Consider the following 17,325-nt stretch of genomic DNA (forward strand, 5'->3'; position numbering starts at 1 on the left):
GGGATCGTGCTGAACCGACTGGGCCTCCTTCGAATGACCGGCCGCGACCCCGGCGAGGGTCACCGGGTGGCGAGCCCGTTGGAACTGCTCTTCGACCTCGTCTTCGTGGTCGCCGTGTCCCAGGCCTCGCAGAACCTCCACCACGGGATCGTCGAGGGTCATGCGGCGGAGACCACCGTCTCCTACGCGATGATCTTCTTCGCCATCTGGTGGGCATGGATGAACTTCACCTGGTTCGCCTCCGCCTTCGACACCGACGACTGGCTGTACCGCCTCACGACCATCGTGCAGATGGCGGGTGTCCTCGTCCTCGCCGCCGGAGTGCACGATGCGATGGTCGACGGCGAGTGGACGATCATCACCGTCGGATACGTGATCATGCGATTGGCGATGGTGGCGCAATGGGTGCGACTCGCGATCTCGGATCCCGAGCAGCGGGCGGTCGCGCTCCGGTTCGCCATCGGCATCAGTCTCGTCCAGGTGCTCTGGGTCGCCCGCCTCGCCCTGCCCGTCGAGGGGCAGTTCTGGACCTTCTGGCCGGCCATGCTCCTCGAGGTCCTCGTGCCGGTGTGGGCCGAACGCATCCATCGCACCCCCTGGCATCCGCATCACGTCGCGGAACGATACGGGCTGTTCACCCTCATCCTGCTGGGCGAGAGCCTGCTGGGGTCGGCGAACGCCATCATCGACGCGGCCAACAGCGACGAGCGGATCGATGGCCTCGTCGGCCTGGCCGTCGCCGGCATCGTCCTCGCAGGCGGCATGTGGTGGATCTACTTCAGCCGGGAGCGGGGTGATCGGCTGACCTCGTCACGCGAGGGGTTCGCCTTCGGGTACGCCCACTACGTCGTCTTCGCCGCCGCGGGCGCGGTCTCCGCGGGAATCGAGGTGGAGCTCGACCTCCTGACCCACGCGGGCGAGCATCTCACCGCCTCTGACGCGTCGGTCGCGCTGACCGTCCCCGTGTCGGTGTACATGGTCGCGGTGTGGGTGGTCCTCCTCCGTGGCAGGATCTCGACGACGGCCTCGGTCCTCTTCCTCCTGGCCGCCGCGGCCGTGCTCGCATCGGCGGCATTGCCGATCGTGACCGTCCTCGGGACCGCGGTCGCCGTCGGGCTCGCCGTTCTCGTGCTGGAGGTGCAGCGCGTCCGTGAGCGCGACTCGACGGCACCCCCGCGTCGGGACTGACGCGGCGGACAGCCGCTCCCCGATCAGCCGACGTCCCATCGGTGGAGCCGTGCGGCCGCGAGACCCGACACGAGCGCGCACGCCGCCATCAGGCTCCAGACCACTGCGAGCGGCACGGGCTGAGGGCCGTGGGAGATGGTCGCCTCGAGCGCGCCGACGATCCAGGTCGTGGGCAGGAGCCGGAAGAGACCGGCGACCCACTCCGGAAGGACCGCGAGCGGGAAGAGCGCACCGGACGTGGCGAGAGCGAGCATCGGCAGGAGGTACGCGAGTTGCATGGCGATGTCCGGGTTCGACAACCGCGCCGCGAGGAGATAGCCGAAGCCGAGCAGCATCGCGCCGCCGAGCAGGATCGTGCCGGCGATCGCGACGAGGTCGGAGAGTGGACGGGTCGGCACCGTCGAGGCGGCCAGGGCGATGATCACCGCGGCCTCGACGACGACCAACCCCACGCGGATCGGCAGATGTCCGAGCAGGTACGCGTCGCGACGGGCCGGCGAGGTCGACAGCGCCCGCAGCAGGCCGGTGCTGCGATGCCGGACCAGCGGCACCGTGGTGAGCATGAACGCGATCGCCATCGATCCCGTGCTCGAAACGAGCGGGAGGCCGCGCTCCAGCACACCGGCAGGCGTGCCGGACACCGTCGCCACGAGGGCGTCCACACCCCAGAGCAGTCCGATCAAGGCCAGGAAACTCGCCACGAGCGCGATGATCGAGCGCGGGTCCCGGACGAGGTCGTGCGCGTGGGCTGCGGCGAAGCTCCGGACCTGCGCTGGGAACGGGTGCACCGTACTCATGGGCTGTGGGCCCGGTCGCTCTCGGCTGCAGACGTCGGCCGATTCGCGAGATCGATGAAGAGATCCTCGAGTGACCCGTGCGCCACTCGGAACCCGCGCGGTCTGAGACCGGAGGAGAAGGTGAGTCGGCGCAGCACGGCGTCGGGGTCGTCGGTCACGATCCCGACCAGGCTGACGGCGCCCTTCGCCGTCACGGTGATCTCGCCGGGGATGTCGTGGGAACGCAGTTCGTCCGCGGTGGTCCGGCCGGGGACCTCGAAGGTCACCGTGGCCGTGGCGGCGTGTTCCCTGACCAGGGTCTCCGGCTCCCCCGAGGCGGCGATCGAGCCGTCCACGAGGACGGCGATACGGTCGCAGACCTGGGCGGCCTCGTCCATGTGGTGCGTCGAGAGCAGGATCGTGGTCCCGCGTTCCTGCTGGCGCCGGATGATGCCCCAGAGGTTCCGTCGAGCCTGCGGGTCGAGTCCGGCCGACGGCTCGTCGAGGACGACGATCTCGGGATTGCCGATCAACGCGATGGCGATCAGCAGGCGACGTTCCTGGCCGCCTGAGAGGTGCTTCACGCGCACGCGCCGTGCCTCCCCCAGATCGAGCTCGTCCAAGACCTCCTCCGGACGCCGCACATCGCGGTAGAACGACGCGAAGAGGTCGAGCGTCTCCGCGACCGTGAGCGTCGGGAACAGGGTGGCGGCCTGCGGCTGCACCGCCATCCGCTCGGTCACGTATCGGCGGTCGATGGACGGGTCTCGTCCGAGCACCCGGACGGTTCCGTCGGTGGGACGGCGGAGTCCGACGATGGTCTCGAGCGTGGTGGTCTTCCCGGCGCCGTTCGGTCCCAGCAGGCCGAACACCTCGCCCGCGTGGACCCGGAGGGAGACGTCGCGCAGAACGCTCCGGTCGCCATAGCGCTTGCTCAGCCGGTCGACGGTGACGACCACTCGGTCCGGTTCGTTCATCGTCGTCCTCCAGACGGCGGGGCATCGTGTTCACCCGGGAAGAAGATCTCCTCGATCGGGCGGGAGAGCAGTGCGGAGACCCGGAACGCCAACGGCAGGGACGGGTCGTAGCGCCCGGTCTCGAGTGCGTTCACCGTCTGCCTGGAGACGCCGAGTGCTTCAGCGAACTGGACCTGGGTCCAGCCGCGTTCGGTACGGAGGGTGCGGACGTCGTTCTTCATCGGGTTGCCCGGAAGGAGACGACGCCGATGGTCACGCCCCAGACCGCCATCCCGCCGATGAACACCCACCATTCCGGCTGGGGGACGACGACACCGGCGGTCGACAGGAACACGACCGCGAGGCTGATCAGCATCGCCGCACCGAACCCGATGGCGAGACTCAGCACGATCACTCCGCGCTGCAGTTCGTCGACACGGCGCACGTGCCGGATGAGCGCGATCACGATCCACACCACCGGCACGAGCGGGACGAGTGCGACCACGACGGCTGCGGGCGATCCCGGCTCGGTGGGGAACAGCTCCGGCAGGAAGAGGAATGTCAGGAGGAACCCGACGGCACCGGCCGCGATCTCCCACATGTACCTGCGGGACGCACGACGCTCCTGCGGCGTCGACCCCCGTGTCGTGCGCTCGTTCATGCTGCCACCTCTCGTTGCGTGTCGGACATCGTGGTCGTCCGCCCGTCGCGCTCGGACTGATCCCACTCGAACCACCGCACGGCGAGCACGCCTGCTGCGACGGTGACGAGCGACATGAGCCCCCAGAGCGCGGGGACGGGGAGGAACGGTTCGGCCCCGGTCAGTGAGGCACTCGCGGCGGCGACGAACCAGGTGGTGGGCAGGCAGTTCATGGCGACCTGCACGACGGCGGGGAGGATGGACTGCGGCAGGAGCCCACCCGATGCGAACACGAGCCCGATCGTCACCATCACCATCGTCTGTTGCGTCGCCTCGGCGTTCCGCGATCGCGCGGCGAACACCAGCGCCAGAGCGAACAGCATCGCCGCTCCGAGGAGGAACGAGACCCCCAAGGCCAGGAGGTCCACGCCGTCGACGTACCTGCGCCAGACCGCGATCCCGGTCGTCAGCACCAGGATCCCCACCGCCACCAGCGCGCGCAAGGGGAGCTGGGCGAGGAGGAAGGTCGACCGGCGGAGCGGCGTCACGCCGAGCAGCCGGAGCAGCCCGCGCTCCCGCATCGCCACGAGTGGGACGGTCGTCCCGATGAATGCCAGGCTCGCGACCCCGACCAGGACCACGATGCCGAGGTTCTCCTGGAGCGGGTCGATCTTCACGTCGCCCTCGTCGTCCGTCACCGTCACCCCGTGGGCAGGGACGCCTGCGTCGCGCAGCCCTCGCCAGATCGGGTCCCACGCAGCCTGGTCCGCAGCGTCGAGCACGACCAGGGCGCGCCCCTCGCGCACGGTCACCCGCGCGTTCCGATCGGGGGCGTCGTCGGCGACCACCCGTACGCCGGCCCGCTCCAGAGCCGACGAGACTCCAGGATCGTCCGTGTCCAGCGCGGTGACCGGAGCAGGGCCCAGCACGACGAACGCGAGCCACATGGAGACGTAGATCACGAGGATGATGCCGGTCATGAACCACATCGAGATCCCGGTGAGCGGGTTCCTGAGCACGTCGCGAGCGCTCATCGACGCCAGCCGCCGGAACGCGGCGCCACCGCGCCCCGCGCGCTCGGTGAGCGCCGCCATCAGCGACACACCTCGGCCGCGAGATCCGACGTGACAAGGAAACCTGACATAGGTCAAGCATGCTTGTCATGCGATCACATGTCAAGTGACCTTGTCAGAGTGCGGCGGACGCCACCTCGCTCCATGAGCGCCGGGAGCCGACTCGTCGATCGACGCCGGGAACGACGAAGGCCCCCGATTCCTCGGGGGCCTTCGTGTCACATCCACTGGTGCGCGAGGCGGGACTTGAACCCGCACGCCCTTTCGAGCACTGGCACCTGAAGCCAGCGCGTCTGCCAATTCCGCCACTCGCGCGAGACACCAGACGTCACCGCTCTCGCGGCAACTTATCGAGGATAGCACGCGGAGCCCGGGTGGCAGAACACTGGAGATCCGCGCCAGAGCAGGACGAAACGGCCCCGACGGTCCGGTGCCGATGCTGATCTCCTGCTGCCGAGCGGGTGAACACCTGGCGTCGGCGCCCGCGTCGATTGGCCTCGCGCGCAGGCAAACCGTCTAACATTGCCTGGACACCGACACGAATCGAGAGACCGTGGGCATTCTGGACAACTTCGAGAAGGGACTCGAGCGCGCCGTCAACGGCGCCTTCGCGAAGACCTTCAAGTCCGGACTCCAGCCGGTCGAGATCACGAGCGCGCTCCGACGCGAGCTCGACACCAAGGCCGCCGTCGTCTCCCGCGACCGCATCCTCGTGCCGAACAAGTTCACCGTCCGCATGTCGCCCACCGACTTCGAGCGCATGGACGCCATCGGTCCCTCCCTCATCGACGAGCTCGGTTCGCTCGTCCAGAAGCACGCCAAGAGCCAGGGGTACTCCTTCCCCGGTGCCGTGACCATCAAGCTCTCCGGCGACCGCTCCCTCCCCGACGGCCTCGTCCAGATCGACAGCGTCAATCTCAAGGGCTCCGTCACCTGGGCGCCCGTGCTCGACATCGGCGGCAAGCGCTACCCGATCACGCAGGCCCGCACGGTCATCGGCCGCGGCACCGAGGCCGACATCACGATCCCCGACACCGGCACCTCGCGGAAGCACGTCGAGATCCTCTGGGACGGCAACGCCGGTCAGGCGCGCGACCTCGGCTCGACGAACGGCTCGAAGCTCAACGGCCAGCCCTTCCGGCAGGCGGCCCTCTCCCCCGACTCCGTCATCGAGATCGGCCGCACGAGGATCGTGTTCCGCGTGGTCGCCAAGGCCGGCGGATCCGATCGCCAGATGAGCGACGCGACCCGACGTCACGATGTGTCGTCCTTCGGCGACTCGTGGGGGGACGGCGCGTGAGCGAACTGACCCTGCTGGTCCTCCGCATCGGCTTCCTGCTCCTGCTCTGGACGTTCGTCTTCGGCATCGTCTACGCCCTCCGCACCGACCTCTTCGGTCCGCGCGTCCGGAAGCCGCAGCAGCAGACGTCGGGCGGTGCTCCGGCCACCCCGCCGCAGCCGATGCGTGCCGCGACCGCCCCGGCCCCCAGTCGGCCCGCGGCCGATGGATCGAGCGGAACGCCTCCGCGCGCCACGGTCGACAACACCTCGCGCCTCGTCATCGTGTCCGGGCCCAAGCAGGGCACCGAGCTCCCCCTCGGCCGCGAGCCGATCACCATCGGCCGCTCGGCGGACTCCGGCCTCATCATCCGCGACGACTACACGTCCACGCATCACGCACGCCTCATGCTCTGGAACGACGAGTGGATGGTCCAGGATCTCGACTCCACCAACGGCACCTTCCTCGCCGGCAAGCGCGTGAGCGTCCCGACCCAGATCCCACTCGACACCCCCGTCAAGGTCGGCCAGACCAGTTTCGAGTTGCGGCGGTAACCCGGTGACGACCAGCGGCGCCGGCGCAGCGCTCTCCCACGTGGGTAAAGTGCGCTCAAACAACCAGGATTCCGGCTATTCCGGGCACCACCTGTTCGTGGTCGCCGACGGCATGGGCGGACACGCCGGCGGTGACGTCGCCTCGGCGATGGCACTCAACCGCATCATCGAAGCCGACGAACCATACCCGTCCTCCGAGGCGGCTGAGGCGACGCTCCAGTCGGCGATCCTCGCGGCGAACTCCATCCTGGGCGACACGGTCTCGAAGCACCGCGAGCTGACGGGCATGGGCACCACGGTCTCCGCGCTCGCGGTCATCGGCAACGAGGTCGCCATCGCCCACATCGGCGACTCCCGCATCTACCTCTTCCGCGAGGGCGAGCTCAGCCAGATCACGGTCGACCACACCTTCGTCCAGCGCCTCGTGGACTCCGGCCGGATCACGGCCGAGGAAGCGATGGTCCATCCCCGCCGATCGGTGCTGATGCGCGTCCTGGGCGACGTCGACGCCTCCCCCGAGATCGACACGATGACGCTCGGGACGCAGCCGGGTGACCGCTGGATCCTCTGCTCGGACGGTCTGTCGGGTGTGGTCGACGAGACGCACATCACGGCGACCCTCACCGAGCAGCTGTCAGCACAGCGCACTGCCGAGAAGCTCGTCCGGCAGAGCCTCGACCGCGGTGCCCCGGACAACGTCACCGTCGTGGTCGTCGACATCGTCGACGAGCCGGTGAGTGACGGCGAGCCCGTCGTCGTCGGTTCGGCCTCGAAGCCGGTGGCCTTCGCGCTCACCCCGTCGGTGAAGAAGCCCTCACTCATCCCGAACAGCTGGTTGCACCCCGGGCGCGTCACCTCACTCGGCAACTCCCACTTCGAGCCGGCCTCCGAGGACTACCTCGACGAGCTCATCGAGGAGGACGAGCGTCGCGCGAGACGTCGGCGCATCACCTGGCTCGTCGGCCTCATCGTGGTCATCGTCGCGATCGTCGGTGGTGTCGTGCTCGGATACGCGTGGACCCAGACCCGCTACTTCGTCGGCGGCGACGACGACACCGTCGTCATCTACCAGGGCATCCAGCAGGACGTCGGCCCCATCCAGCTGTCGAGCGTCAAGGAGGACACCGGCATCCCGCTCGGCTCGCTCTCCGACTTCGATCGCCAGGCCGTCGACCAGACCATCAGCGCGTCCTCGTTCACCGAGGCCCTCGACATCGTGAAGCGATTGCGGGTGACCGATGACCAGTGACGTCGCCTCCCCCATCCAAGCCGACACCGGCGTCATCAAGACGATGCGCCGACTCCGGCTGCCGAAGAAGCTCCGGAACCTCGAACTCGCGCTCCTCATCTTCGCGTTCGCCATCAACGCGGTCGCGGTCATGCTCGTGCAGCTCGGTGCCCTCGGACACCTCGATTTCGCCCTGATCACCTTCGGCTCGGGCCTGTCGCTCCTGGTCCTCGCCTTCCACATCGTGCTGCGTTACACCGCGGCGGAGGCCGACCCCTTCCTGCTGCCGATCGCCACCGTGCTCGGCGGCATCGGCATCGCCGAGATCTACCGGATCGACATCGCCCTCGGCGACTCCGGTTGGGCGAGCGCCGCGGTCCGACAGATGGTGTGGAGTGCGATCGCGATCGCCGGGGCCATCGCCGTGGTGCTGATCATCCGCAACCACCGCGTCCTCTTCAAGTACACCTACATCGCCGGCCTCTTCGCCTTCGTCCTCCTCCTGCTGCCCCTCCTGCCGGGCATCGGTCGCGAGGTCAACGGCGCCCGCGTCTGGATCGGCATCGGCGACGCGGTCACCTTCCAGCCCGGTGAGATCGCGAAGATCGCTCTCGCGGTCTTCTTCGCCGGTTATCTCGTACGCACGCGCGACAGCCTCTCGATGGTCGGCAAGAAGTTCCTCGGGATCCAGTTCCCCCGCCTGCGCGACCTCGGCCCGATCCTCGTGGTGTGGGCGATGGCGATGGGCGTGATCGTCTTCCAGCGCGACCTCGGAACCGGTCTGCTCTACTTCGGCATGTTCCTCGTCATGCTGTACGTCGCGACGAGCCGCGCCAGCTGGATCATCATCGGCCTGACGATGTTCTTCGCCGGTGCGTTCATCGCCGGCCAGACCCTCTCCTACGTCGCCGGTCGATTCCACAACTGGTGGGACGCCTTCAACCCGGAGGTCTTCGACCGCGACGGCGGCAGCTACCAGCTCGTGCAGGGCATCTTCGGCCTCGCCCACGGCGGACTCCTCGGCACCGGGCTCGGCCAGGGCATGCCCGAGATCACGCCCGTCCCGCAGAGCGACTACATCATCGCCAGCCTCGGCGAGGAACTCGGTCTCGCCGGCCTCTTCGCGATCTTCGCGCTCTACCTGCTGCTCGTCTCGCGGGGCTTCCGAGTCGGCTACGCCGGTACCGACGACTTCGGCAAGCTCCTCTCGATCGGCCTGGCGTTCACCGTCGCGCTGCAGGTCTTCGTCGTCGTCGGCGGCGTGACCCGCATCATCCCGCTCACGGGGCTCACCACACCCTTCCTGGCGGCCGGCGGGTCGTCGCTCGTCGCGAACTGGATCATCATCGCCGTCCTGCTCCGCATCTCCGACACGGTCCGAACCCAGCCCAAGGCGGTGGTCTCATGAATCGCGAACTCAAGCGGGTGAGCATCGTCGTCCTGGCCATGTTCCTGGCGCTCTTCGGGTCGACCACGATCATCCAGATGTTCCAGGCCGACACCCTGAACGCCGACGGTCGCAACACCCGGACGCTCTACGACAGCTACCGGACCGAGCGTGGGCCCATCCTGCTGTCGGACGGCACCGCCATCGCGTCGTCGGTCGCGAGCGACGACGAGTACAAGTACCAGCGCGTCTACGCGAACGGCCCGCTGTACGCGCCCGTCACCGGCTACTTCTCGCCGACGCAAGGGTCCTCCGGTCTCGAGCTGGCCACCAACGACCTCCTCAGCGGTACGTCGAACTCCCAGTTCCTCGACTCCATCAACCGGCTCATCTCCGGACAGGCGCCGAAGGGCGCGGCGGTCGAGGTCACGCTCGACCCCGTCGTGCAGCAGGCGGCCTTCGACGCACTCGGCGACCAGGAGGGCGCGATCGTCGCCATCGAGCCGAAGACGGGCAAGATCCTCGCCTCGGTGTCGAGCCCCGGCTACGACCCGAACGTCCTGGCCAGCCACGACAACGCGGCCGTGCTCGATGCCTACCGGACCCTCGACGACGACGACCGCCAGCCGCTCCTCAACAAGGGCGTCGACGGCGACCTCGATCCGCCCGGTTCCACGTTCAAACTCGTCACTGCGGCCGCCGCGTTCGCGTCAGGCGACTACACGCCGGAGTCCGAGTTCCCGAACCCCTCCACCTACACGCTCCCCGGGACGAGCACCGTCATCCGCAACTCTGAAGGCGGAAGCTGCGGCGGCGGCGCGACGGTGTCCATCGCGACGGCCGTCGAGCTCAGCTGCAACATCCCGCTCGCGGAACTCGGTGTCGAACTCGGCTACGAGAAGATCCGCGACATGGCGCAGAGCTTCGGCTTCAACATGGACGTCAACATCACCGGAACGGGACTCAACCCCATGCCGATGCAGCCGAGCACCTTCCCGAACGCGCTGAGCGACGACCAGACCGCCATGGCCGCCTTCGGGCAGTACACCGTGCGGGCCTCGGCGCTCCAGATGGCCATGGTCTCGGCCGGCATCGCGAACGGTGGCATCGTCTGCAACCCGCAGCTGGTGAACCGCGTCGTGAACCCCGATCTGAGCGTGCTCAAGGAGTTCGAACCGGCGCAGCTGTCGCAGCCGATCACGAGTTCGGTGGCCAAGGAGATCACGGACATCATGGTCCAGGGCGTCCAGAGCGGTGCTGCGACTAATGCAAGAATAGATGGGGTCGATGTGGCTGGAAAGACAGGCACGGCACAGAACGGATCCGACGATCCGTACACGCTGTGGTTCACCGGTTTCGCGCCTGCGGACGACCCGAAGGTCGCCGTGGCGGTCGTTGTTGAAGATGGCGGTGGACTCGGACAGGACGGTTACGGCAACCTCGTGGCCGCTCCGATCGCGAAGAAAGTACTAGAGGCGGTGCTGAACAAATGAGACCGACAGCCGGGCTGACCTTCGGAGGTCGCTACGAACTGCAATCTCGCATTGCGATCGGTGGCATGGGCGAGGTGTGGCAGGCCACTGACCTGGTCATCGGCCGGACCATCGCCATCAAGATCCTCAAGGACGAGTACATGGGGGACCCCGGGTTCCTCGAGCGGTTCCGTGCCGAGGCACGGCACGCCGCACTCGTGAACCACGAGGGCATCGCCAACGTCTTCGACTACGGCGAGGAGGACGGCAGCGCCTTCCTCGTCATGGAACTCGTGCCCGGTGAGGCCCTGTCCACCGTGCTCGAGCGCGAGCGTGTCCTGCCGACCGACAAGGTGCTCGACATCGTCGCGCAGACCTCGTCGGCACTCCAGGCCGCGCACGCCGCGGGCCTCGTCCACCGTGACATCAAGCCGGGAAACCTGCTCATCACGCCGGACGGCCGCGTCAAGATCACCGACTTCGGCATCGCCCGCATCGCCGACCAGGTGCCACTCACGGCCACCGGTCAGGTCATGGGCACCGTGCAGTACCTCTCGCCCGAGCAGGCGAGCGGACACCCAGCCTCGCCGTCGACGGACATCTACTCGCTCGGCATCGTCGCGTACGAGTGCCTCGCCGGACGCCGTCCGTTCACGGGCGAGTCGCAGGTCGCCATCGCGATGGCGCAGATCAACGAGCAGCCGCCGGAGCTCCCCGTCACGATCGCCGAACCGGTCCGCCGGTTCGTCATGTCGATGATCGCGAAGAACCCGATCGACCGACCTGCGTCGTCCGCCCACGTCGCTCGCGCCGCCCAGGCGCTCCGTCGGGGCGACCTCAACGCCGCGGCAGCTGCCGTCCCGATGATCCTCGGTGGGGCCGGCGACGCCGCGACCACCGTCATGGACCAGACCCGTCGGATGCCGGCAGCCGACGACGCAACCACACAGTTGCTGTCCGCCGCCGAGGCGGACCAGCTCGAGGACGACGTCGAGGGCGAGGACGAGAAGAAGAAGCGCAGCAAGTGGACCTGGCCGCTCATCGGTCTCGTCGCCCTGCTCGTCATCGTGCTGGTCGGTTCGCTGATCGCCGTCTTCGCCAACCAGGGGAACGACGCCGGGGGTAAGACACCGTCGGCGACATCGACCTCGGCCTCGCCGACCCCGTCGAAGACCCCGACCCCGACGCCCACGCCGGTGCCCACGGTGTTCCCGATCAACCTGAGCGATCTCCAGGGGCGGTCCTTCGAGGAGCTCAACGCCATCTTCAGTGCGGCGCCGTACAACTTCAGCGTGTCGAAGAACGTCGGCAACGCAGCGACCTCGCCGGAGCAGGTCGACACGGTCTACGACGTCAACCCGACGGGTAACGTGAAGACGGGTTCAGCCATCACTCTCACCGTGTACGGCGAGATCGCTGTCATCGACCCACCCACCGAAGCGCCGAAGGTCGACCTGTCCAAGTTGAACGACGCCGGTCAGCTTGAGATCCCGAAGGACGCGACGTCGACGACCATCGCCGTCGACTGGGCTACGGTGCAGAACGCCTGCCCGACTGGCACGGACTTCCTCGGCTACACCGTGACGGTCGGCGGCGGTTTCTTCCAGAACAACTCATCGGGTCAGTTCGACGCCAACACGACCAGCGGCACGATCACGGTCGACGCAGCCGGTCAGCTGACCGTGTCATACGCGGTCCGATGCAGCACCGGCACGTCGGCGGCATCACCGGCGTCGACGCCGATCGACGTGGTCAAGGCTACCGAGTAGTCACATCTCTTCGTGTGCTCTCAGGGGCATCCCTGAGAGCACACGAAGAGTGCCCGAGTAAGCTGTTAGTGTTTGTCCTCCAAGCGAATTCAGGGGTGGTACGTGGCTGACGATCAACGCCTGCTCGCAGGTCGATACGTCGTCGGCGACCTCATCGGTCGCGGGGGCATGTCCAACGTCTTCCGTGGCGTGGACACCAAGCTCGGTCGCACCGTCGCCATCAAGGTCCTGAAGTCCACGCTCGCCACCGACCCCGCATTCCGCTCCCGTTTCCGTCAGGAGGCGCAGGCCGCCTCACGGATGGCGCACCCCACGATCGTCCGTGTCTACGACGCCGGCGAGGAACGGGTCAAGGACGGCTCCGGTCACGACCTCATCGAGCCCTTCATCGTCATGGAGTACGTCGAAGGACGCATGCTGAAGGACCTCATCGCCGAGGGCCCCGTCGAGTCCGACGAGGCGGTGCGCATCGCGCACAGCATCCTCACCGCGCTGGAATACTCCCACCGAGCCGGTGTCGTGCACCGCGACATCAAGCCGGGCAACGTCATGATCACCACGGCCGGCGACGTCAAGGTCACCGACTTCGGTATCGCACGCGCCGTCTCCGACTCGTCCACGACGGTCGCCCAGACGACCGCCATCCTCGGCACGGCCGCGTACTTCTCGCCCGAGCAGGCCAAGGGCGAGACGGTCGACGCCCGGACCGACCTCTACTCCACCGGCGTCGTCCTCTTCGAGATGCTGACGGGCAAGGCGCCCTTCCGCGGCGACACCGCCGTCGCCGTCGCGTACCAGCACGTGAGCGAGCGCCCGGTGAAGCCGAGCTCGATCAACCCGAAGGTGTCGCCGGCGCTCGATCAGGTCGTCCTCCGAGCCCTCGCGAAGGATCGCTTCGAGCGGTATCAGAGCGCCGTCGAGTTCCGTGAGGACCTCGACGAAGCCGGAGCCGGCCATGTGCCGGTCCGACGCGACGACCACGACTCGCTGTTCGGCCCATCTCCGACGGCGGCGTCCAGCACCGAGCAGGCGATCCGCCAGCTCACCTCTGACGACACCGTGACGCGTACCCAGCGCCGGCCACCGGTCGTGTGGATCTGGGCCGCCATCGCCGGTATCGCCGTCATCCTGTTCTCGCTCGTGTTCTGGGTGGTGCAGCTTCCGCCCGCGACGAGCATCTCCACGGACTCCAGAGAGGTCCCGGACCTCGTCGACGCCACGTGGGAGAGTGCGAACAGCACGATCGAGCAGCTCGAACTCGTCCCCACCAAGTTCGACGAAGCGAGCAGCGACTACGAGGCGGGTCACGTCATCCGCACCGACCCGCCCGGCGGCACCACGGTGACCAAGAACACGCAGATCAAGGTCTACGTGTCGACCGGCCGTGCTCAGGTCGAGGTCCCCGACGTCATCAACCAGTCCTCCGAGGCCGCGTGGGCCGCGGTCGCCGCTGCCGGTCTCACGCAAGGTTCCGTGACTCGGGAGAACTCGCCCACCGTGCCTGCAGGTGTCGTGCTGCGGATGGATCCCGGAGCGGGCACCTCCGTTGACCAAGGTTCCACCGTGAATCTCGTGGTCTCCAGTGGGAACGTCACGCTGACCGACGTCGTCGGGCAGCCGCTGCTCGACGCGACGAACTACCTGCAGGATGCGACGAGGCAGTTCACCGTGCAGCCGCAGGCCGACGCGAAGTGCAAGGCCGTCGCCGGCGACCCGGTCACGGCCATGTCACCCGCACCAGGCGACATCCCGCAGAAGTCGGTCATCACACTCACCTACTGCACCGGTCCATAGGCCCCGCTGGTTCCAGAGCCTGTCGAGGAGCGGTCCCTGCGCACGCTCTCCGGTCCCTGAGCCAGCTCTCCGGTCCCTGAGCCAGCTCTCCGGTCCCTGAGCCTGTCGAAGGGCCTACCGGGTCATGAGCGGGCTGAGCCCTCGTGCCCGCTGATGCGCGCCGGTGAGCCCTGCAGTCTCGAGCCAGTTCGCCAGGAGCTGGTAGCCGCCCTCGGAGAGCACCGACTCCGGATGGAACTGCACGCCGTGGATCGGGGCGTCACGGTGGCGGAGCCCCATGATGACGCCGCCGGTCGTCCGGCTCGTCACGACGAGCTCCTCGGGAACGCTGCCGTCGACGACGGCCAGCGAGTGGTACCGGGTGGCGTTGAACTGCTGCGGGATCCCGCGGTAGATGGCACTCCCGTCGTGTTCCACGAGCGAGCTCTGCCCGTGCATCAGCTCGTCGGCGGTGTGCACGGTCGCTCCGAACGCCTCGGCGATCGCCTGGTGGCCGAGGCACACCCCGAGGAGCGGTGTCCCGGTGCGGTACGCCGCGTGGACGGTGTCCAGTGAGATTCCGGCGTCGGATGGCCGACCGGGTCCGGGCGAGACGATGACGCCGTCGAACCCGCGGATCCGCTGCTCGAGGTCGGCGAGGGCGATGCCGTCGTTCTGCACGACGACGGTCTCTGCACCCAGTTGTTCGACGTACCCGTTCAGCGTGTAGACGAAGCTGTCGTAGTTGTCGATGACCAGGACGCGGGTCATTCGTCGCCGACGGTCACATTCTGATCGACGATGAACGAGTCCACGTAGGGGAACACCCACGTGAAGAGGGCGGCCACGACCGCCACCAATAGGACGACGAGGATGATGATCCTCAGCCAGACGGGTCCGGGCAGGACCCTCCAGAGTGCGCCGTACATCGTCAGCCTCCAGCGGCCGCGACGGACGCGGCGATCTCCGCGGGCGGCCCGGCGGACAGCGGCTGCCAGGACTCGTACACCGCGTAAGCGATACTGCGTTCCGCCGTCGAATAGAGCGGGTTGCAGGTGGTCAGGGTGAGGATGCGCTGCGTGGGTGCGACGCCGTCCACCTGGGGGACGGGGTTGAGGACGTCCACCTGGGTGGGCAACACGTAGGTGATGTTCCGGAACACGTAGGTGTAGTAGCCGTCGGCCGTCTGGACGTAGACCTTGTCGCCGATCTGCAGGTCGCTGATCAGGGTCATCGCGCCGCCGTAGGCCTTACGGTGACCGGCGACGACGAAGTTGCCGACCTCTCCGGGCATCTGGGTGCTCGGATAGTGACCGACGCCGAGGTCGAAGCTGTTGAGGACGGTCGCGGTGTCGACACCCTCTGCGACGACGCGGCGGTAGTCGGCGCCGTACCGCGGCACGTAGAGCACCGCGAACGGGTCACCCGGCGCGGGGCGGGCGGTCACGGGCGGCTCACCGTAGTTCGGCGCGCCGGTTGCATCGATGGTCGGTTCGGGTGCCGGAGCGGTCTCGGCGTTCTTGATCCACTCCTGCGACTGGCTCGACGCGGCGTTCGCCTGGCTGCCGGCCATGATCATGTCGTTCCACCAGAGCTGCCAGGCGAGGAACAGCAGGACGACCATGCCTGCGGTGATGAGCAGCTCGCCGGCCACCCCGAAGACGCTGATGCGGTGCTTCGACGGCGCTCTGCGCTCAGCGGCGCGTGCGCTCGCTCGCGAAGGTAGGTCGTCGGTCACGCATGGATTCTACCGAGAAGAACCCGGGATCGGCTGATCCCCAAGGCACCGATTGGGGTGAACAGGTAGAATGTCGGCATGGCACGCACGAAGTCACGAAGCAAACCGTCCCGCGAACCCGAGCAGACGAGCGGCGAACCCGCACCGAACGCGGTCTGGTTCAAGCCGGTCATGTTCGGCTTCATGCTCCTCGGGCTCGCCTGGATCGTCGTCTACTACTTGAGCGGCACGCTGCTCCCGATCCAGTCGCTCGGCCCGTGGAACATCCTCGTCGGCTTCGGCATCGCCTTCATCGGCTTCCTCATGACCACCAGGTGGCGCTAGCCTCTCTCACTTCACGTCGTGCACAGCGGGTCGTCCTCTCGGACGGCCCGCTGTTTCGTTGTACTCGGGATCCGGCGTATCGAGTTCTCCACAGGATTGTGGAGAACTTCCGAGTTATCCACATACCGGTGTGGAGAACCGCGGGGACTCCCGGAAACACGGGGAACCACACCGGTGTAATTATCCCCAGTGTTCATAACTCTGTGGATAACTCAGTCAACCTTCAACGTCTGCTGCATGGTTGAAGCTCTTCGCTGAGCGCGACACTGGTCGACGTGGGTCGCCGCGCCGCACGTGGTCACTGAGCCGAATCCGGTCACTGAGCCTGTCGAAGTGCGGCGCCGCTCAGAGCAGGGCGGGCAGCAGGCTGGCGCCCACGAGGACGACGCTCAAGGCGCCGATCAGGACCGCCTGGAGCGGCTGCTGGGTGCGCTTGCGGGTGTTGACGAGGATGAGGCCGACGAGGGCGCCGCCGACGAGCCCGCCCAGGTGGGCCTGCCAGGCGATGTTCACGCCGGGGATGAAACCGATGACGAGGTTGATGCCCAGGAGCACCAGCAGCCCGCGGGTGTCGGCACCCATGCGTCGCTGGATGACGAGGAACGCGCCGAGCAGCCCGAAGATCGCACCCGAGGCGCCGACCACGGCCGTCCTCGGGTCGGCGAGGAGCAGGACACCGACCGAACCGGCGAAGCCGGCGACCAGGTAGAGCGCGAGGAACCGCCAGTGACCGAGCATCGTCTCGAGGATCCGGCCGAAGATCCAGAGCGTGTACATGTTCAGCAGGATGTGGAAGATGAACCCCTGCGAGTGCACGAACACGGCGGTCAGCATCCGCCAGGGCTGGAAGGCACCGTACGACGGATCGGAGTACACGCCGGCGTAGAGGAGCGCGTTCGTGACACCGAGCCCGGGGATCCACTGCAGCAGGAACACGAACGCCGTCACGGCGATGATCGCGTACGTGACGATGGGGGAGGAGTTGCTGATCCTCGCGCCGAGACGGTTGCGAGGGGCGCTCTGTCGCTGCGCCTTCATGTCCTCCGGACAGATGAAACCGACTGCCCCGGGCGTCTGGCATTCTCCACAGATCGTCCGACCGCAACGCTGGCAGAGCACGAAGCTCTGTCGGTCGGGGTGGCGATAGCAGAAGTTGGCCGACGGATCC

Annotated in this window: 18 protein-coding genes and 1 tRNA gene; 9 read left to right on the forward strand and 10 right to left on the reverse strand. The window is 67.6% G+C overall.

What is annotated here, in order from left to right:
• The first annotated feature begins 6 nt into the window (after nt 1-6).
• Nucleotides 7-1,188 carry a low temperature requirement protein A gene (locus ITJ62_RS05365; RefSeq protein WP_370581836.1) on the forward strand — a complete coding sequence of 394 codons (1,182 nt, stop codon included), beginning with the start codon at nt 7-9 and terminating at the stop codon, nt 1,186-1,188.
• A gap of 23 nt (nt 1,189-1,211) precedes the next feature.
• Here ITJ62_RS05365 and ITJ62_RS05370 read toward each other — a convergent pair whose 3' ends face one another.
• The 6 genes from ITJ62_RS05370 to ITJ62_RS05395 all read right to left on the reverse strand — a co-directional run bounded on the left by ITJ62_RS05370 (nt 1,212) and on the right by ITJ62_RS05395 (nt 4,948).
• Nucleotides 1,212-1,985 carry an ABC transporter permease gene (locus ITJ62_RS05370; RefSeq protein ID WP_194599988.1) on the reverse strand — a complete coding sequence of 258 codons (774 nt, stop codon included), beginning with the start codon at nt 1,983-1,985 and terminating at the stop codon, nt 1,212-1,214.
• The gene (locus ITJ62_RS05375) at nt 1,982-2,941 is read right to left on the reverse strand and encodes an ABC transporter ATP-binding protein (RefSeq protein WP_194599989.1); all 960 of its coding nucleotides are present in this window, start codon (nt 2,939-2,941) and stop codon (nt 1,982-1,984) included. Before ITJ62_RS05375 ends, ITJ62_RS05370 begins: the two co-directional genes overlap by 4 nt.
• Nucleotides 2,938-3,162 carry a helix-turn-helix transcriptional regulator gene (locus ITJ62_RS05380; protein WP_194599990.1) on the reverse strand — a complete coding sequence of 75 codons (225 nt, stop codon included), beginning with the start codon at nt 3,160-3,162 and terminating at the stop codon, nt 2,938-2,940. The genes ITJ62_RS05375 and ITJ62_RS05380 overlap by 4 nt, the downstream gene beginning before the upstream one ends.
• Nucleotides 3,159-3,581 (reverse strand): hypothetical protein, encoded by a 423-nt coding sequence (locus ITJ62_RS05385; protein ID WP_194599991.1) that lies wholly within the window; start codon nt 3,579-3,581, stop codon nt 3,159-3,161. Before ITJ62_RS05385 ends, ITJ62_RS05380 begins: the two co-directional genes overlap by 4 nt.
• The gene (locus ITJ62_RS05390; RefSeq protein ID WP_194599992.1) at nt 3,578-4,654 is read right to left on the reverse strand and encodes an ABC transporter permease; all 1,077 of its coding nucleotides are present in this window, start codon (nt 4,652-4,654) and stop codon (nt 3,578-3,580) included. The genes ITJ62_RS05385 and ITJ62_RS05390 overlap by 4 nt, the downstream gene beginning before the upstream one ends.
• Before the next feature lie 207 nt (nt 4,655-4,861).
• Nucleotides 4,862-4,948 (reverse strand) — tRNA-Leu (locus ITJ62_RS05395).
• Nucleotides 4,949-5,186: 238 nt separating this feature from the next.
• On the opposite strand from ITJ62_RS05395, the gene ITJ62_RS05400 reads away from it, so the two are divergent.
• The 7 genes from ITJ62_RS05400 (at nt 5,187) to pknB (ending at nt 14,116) form a co-directional block, all read left to right on the forward strand.
• The gene (locus ITJ62_RS05400) at nt 5,187-5,933 is read left to right on the forward strand and encodes a DUF3662 and FHA domain-containing protein (RefSeq protein WP_079000378.1); all 747 of its coding nucleotides are present in this window, start codon (nt 5,187-5,189) and stop codon (nt 5,931-5,933) included.
• Nucleotides 5,930-6,466 (forward strand): FHA domain-containing protein, encoded by a 537-nt coding sequence (locus ITJ62_RS05405; RefSeq protein WP_194599993.1) that lies wholly within the window; start codon nt 5,930-5,932, stop codon nt 6,464-6,466. Before ITJ62_RS05400 ends, ITJ62_RS05405 begins: the two co-directional genes overlap by 4 nt.
• A gap of 4 nt (nt 6,467-6,470) precedes the next feature.
• Nucleotides 6,471-7,715, forward strand: coding sequence for a Stp1/IreP family PP2C-type Ser/Thr phosphatase (locus tag ITJ62_RS05410; RefSeq protein ID WP_194599994.1), 1,245 nt, complete (start codon nt 6,471-6,473; stop codon nt 7,713-7,715).
• The gene (locus ITJ62_RS05415) at nt 7,705-9,102 is read left to right on the forward strand and encodes an FtsW/RodA/SpoVE family cell cycle protein (protein ID WP_194599995.1); all 1,398 of its coding nucleotides are present in this window, start codon (nt 7,705-7,707) and stop codon (nt 9,100-9,102) included. The genes ITJ62_RS05410 and ITJ62_RS05415 overlap by 11 nt, the downstream gene beginning before the upstream one ends.
• Nucleotides 9,099-10,574: a penicillin-binding protein 2 gene (locus ITJ62_RS05420; protein WP_194599996.1), complete on the forward strand. Its 1,476-nt coding sequence runs from the start codon at nt 9,099-9,101 to the stop codon at nt 10,572-10,574. Before ITJ62_RS05415 ends, ITJ62_RS05420 begins: the two co-directional genes overlap by 4 nt.
• Entirely contained in the window at nt 10,571-12,322 is a 1,752-nt protein-coding gene (locus ITJ62_RS05425; RefSeq protein WP_194599997.1) for a protein kinase, read from the forward strand. The genes ITJ62_RS05420 and ITJ62_RS05425 overlap by 4 nt, the downstream gene beginning before the upstream one ends.
• Before the next feature lie 102 nt (nt 12,323-12,424).
• Entirely contained in the window at nt 12,425-14,116 is a 1,692-nt protein-coding gene (pknB, locus tag ITJ62_RS05430; RefSeq protein ID WP_194599998.1) for a Stk1 family PASTA domain-containing Ser/Thr kinase, read from the forward strand.
• Nucleotides 14,117-14,230: 114 nt separating this feature from the next.
• Here pknB and ITJ62_RS05435 read toward each other — a convergent pair whose 3' ends face one another.
• From ITJ62_RS05435 to ITJ62_RS05445, 3 genes are read right to left on the reverse strand one after another with little or no spacing between them, the layout of a single operon-like run.
• On the reverse strand, nt 14,231-14,866 hold the full coding sequence (locus ITJ62_RS05435) for an aminodeoxychorismate/anthranilate synthase component II (protein WP_194599999.1): 636 nt from the start codon (nt 14,864-14,866) through the stop codon (nt 14,231-14,233).
• Nucleotides 14,863-15,024, reverse strand: coding sequence for a hypothetical protein (locus tag ITJ62_RS05440; RefSeq protein WP_194600000.1), 162 nt, complete (start codon nt 15,022-15,024; stop codon nt 14,863-14,865). The genes ITJ62_RS05435 and ITJ62_RS05440 overlap by 4 nt, the downstream gene beginning before the upstream one ends.
• A 2-nt stretch (nt 15,025-15,026) precedes the next feature.
• A complete protein-coding gene (locus tag ITJ62_RS05445) occupies nt 15,027-15,833 on the reverse strand; it encodes a class E sortase (RefSeq protein WP_138945750.1) in 807 nt (268 codons plus the stop codon).
• 78 nt (nt 15,834-15,911) lie between these two features.
• Between ITJ62_RS05445 and ITJ62_RS05450 the strand changes: the two genes are divergently transcribed.
• Entirely contained in the window at nt 15,912-16,157 is a 246-nt protein-coding gene (locus ITJ62_RS05450) for a cell division protein CrgA (protein ID WP_064294026.1), read from the forward strand.
• A gap of 345 nt (nt 16,158-16,502) precedes the next feature.
• Here the strand turns inward: ITJ62_RS05450 and ITJ62_RS05455 are convergent, their stop codons facing one another.
• Complete coding sequence (locus ITJ62_RS05455; protein WP_228497834.1) at nt 16,503-17,195, reverse strand: rhomboid family intramembrane serine protease; 693 nt, start codon at nt 17,193-17,195, stop codon at nt 16,503-16,505.
• Nucleotides 17,196-17,325: the final 130 nt, after the last annotated feature.

The sequence above is a fragment of the Plantibacter sp. VKM Ac-2876 genome (assembly GCF_015350715.1).
Classification (GTDB): domain Bacteria; phylum Actinomycetota; class Actinomycetes; order Actinomycetales; family Microbacteriaceae; genus Plantibacter; species Plantibacter auratus.

Bases quoted from the DNA above. Each gene is read 5' to 3' on its own strand.
- ITJ62_RS05370 (WP_194599988.1), bottom strand. From the start codon at position 1,985: ATGAGTACGGTGCACCCGTTCCCAGCGCAGGTCCGGAGCTTCGCCGCA.
- ITJ62_RS05415 (WP_194599995.1), top strand. From the start codon at position 7,705: ATGACCAGTGACGTCGCCTCCCCCATCCAAGCCGACACCGGCGTCATC.
- ITJ62_RS05420 (WP_194599996.1), top strand. From the start codon at position 9,099: ATGAATCGCGAACTCAAGCGGGTGAGCATCGTCGTCCTGGCCATGTTC.
- ITJ62_RS05440 (WP_194600000.1), bottom strand. From the start codon at position 15,024: ATGTACGGCGCACTCTGGAGGGTCCTGCCCGGACCCGTCTGGCTGAGG.
- ITJ62_RS05450 (WP_064294026.1), top strand. From the start codon at position 15,912: ATGGCACGCACGAAGTCACGAAGCAAACCGTCCCGCGAACCCGAGCAG.
- ITJ62_RS05390 (WP_194599992.1), bottom strand. From the start codon at position 4,654: ATGGCGGCGCTCACCGAGCGCGCGGGGCGCGGTGGCGCCGCGTTCCGG.
- ITJ62_RS05425 (WP_194599997.1), top strand. From the start codon at position 10,571: ATGAGACCGACAGCCGGGCTGACCTTCGGAGGTCGCTACGAACTGCAA.
- ITJ62_RS05435 (WP_194599999.1), bottom strand. From the start codon at position 14,866: ATGACCCGCGTCCTGGTCATCGACAACTACGACAGCTTCGTCTACACG.
- ITJ62_RS05455 (WP_228497834.1), bottom strand. From the start codon at position 17,195: ATGAAGGCGCAGCGACAGAGCGCCCCTCGCAACCGTCTCGGCGCGAGG.
- ITJ62_RS05375 (WP_194599989.1), bottom strand. From the start codon at position 2,941: ATGAACGAACCGGACCGAGTGGTCGTCACCGTCGACCGGCTGAGCAAG.
- ITJ62_RS05385 (WP_194599991.1), bottom strand. From the start codon at position 3,581: ATGAACGAGCGCACGACACGGGGGTCGACGCCGCAGGAGCGTCGTGCG.
- ITJ62_RS05380 (WP_194599990.1), bottom strand. From the start codon at position 3,162: ATGAAGAACGACGTCCGCACCCTCCGTACCGAACGCGGCTGGACCCAG.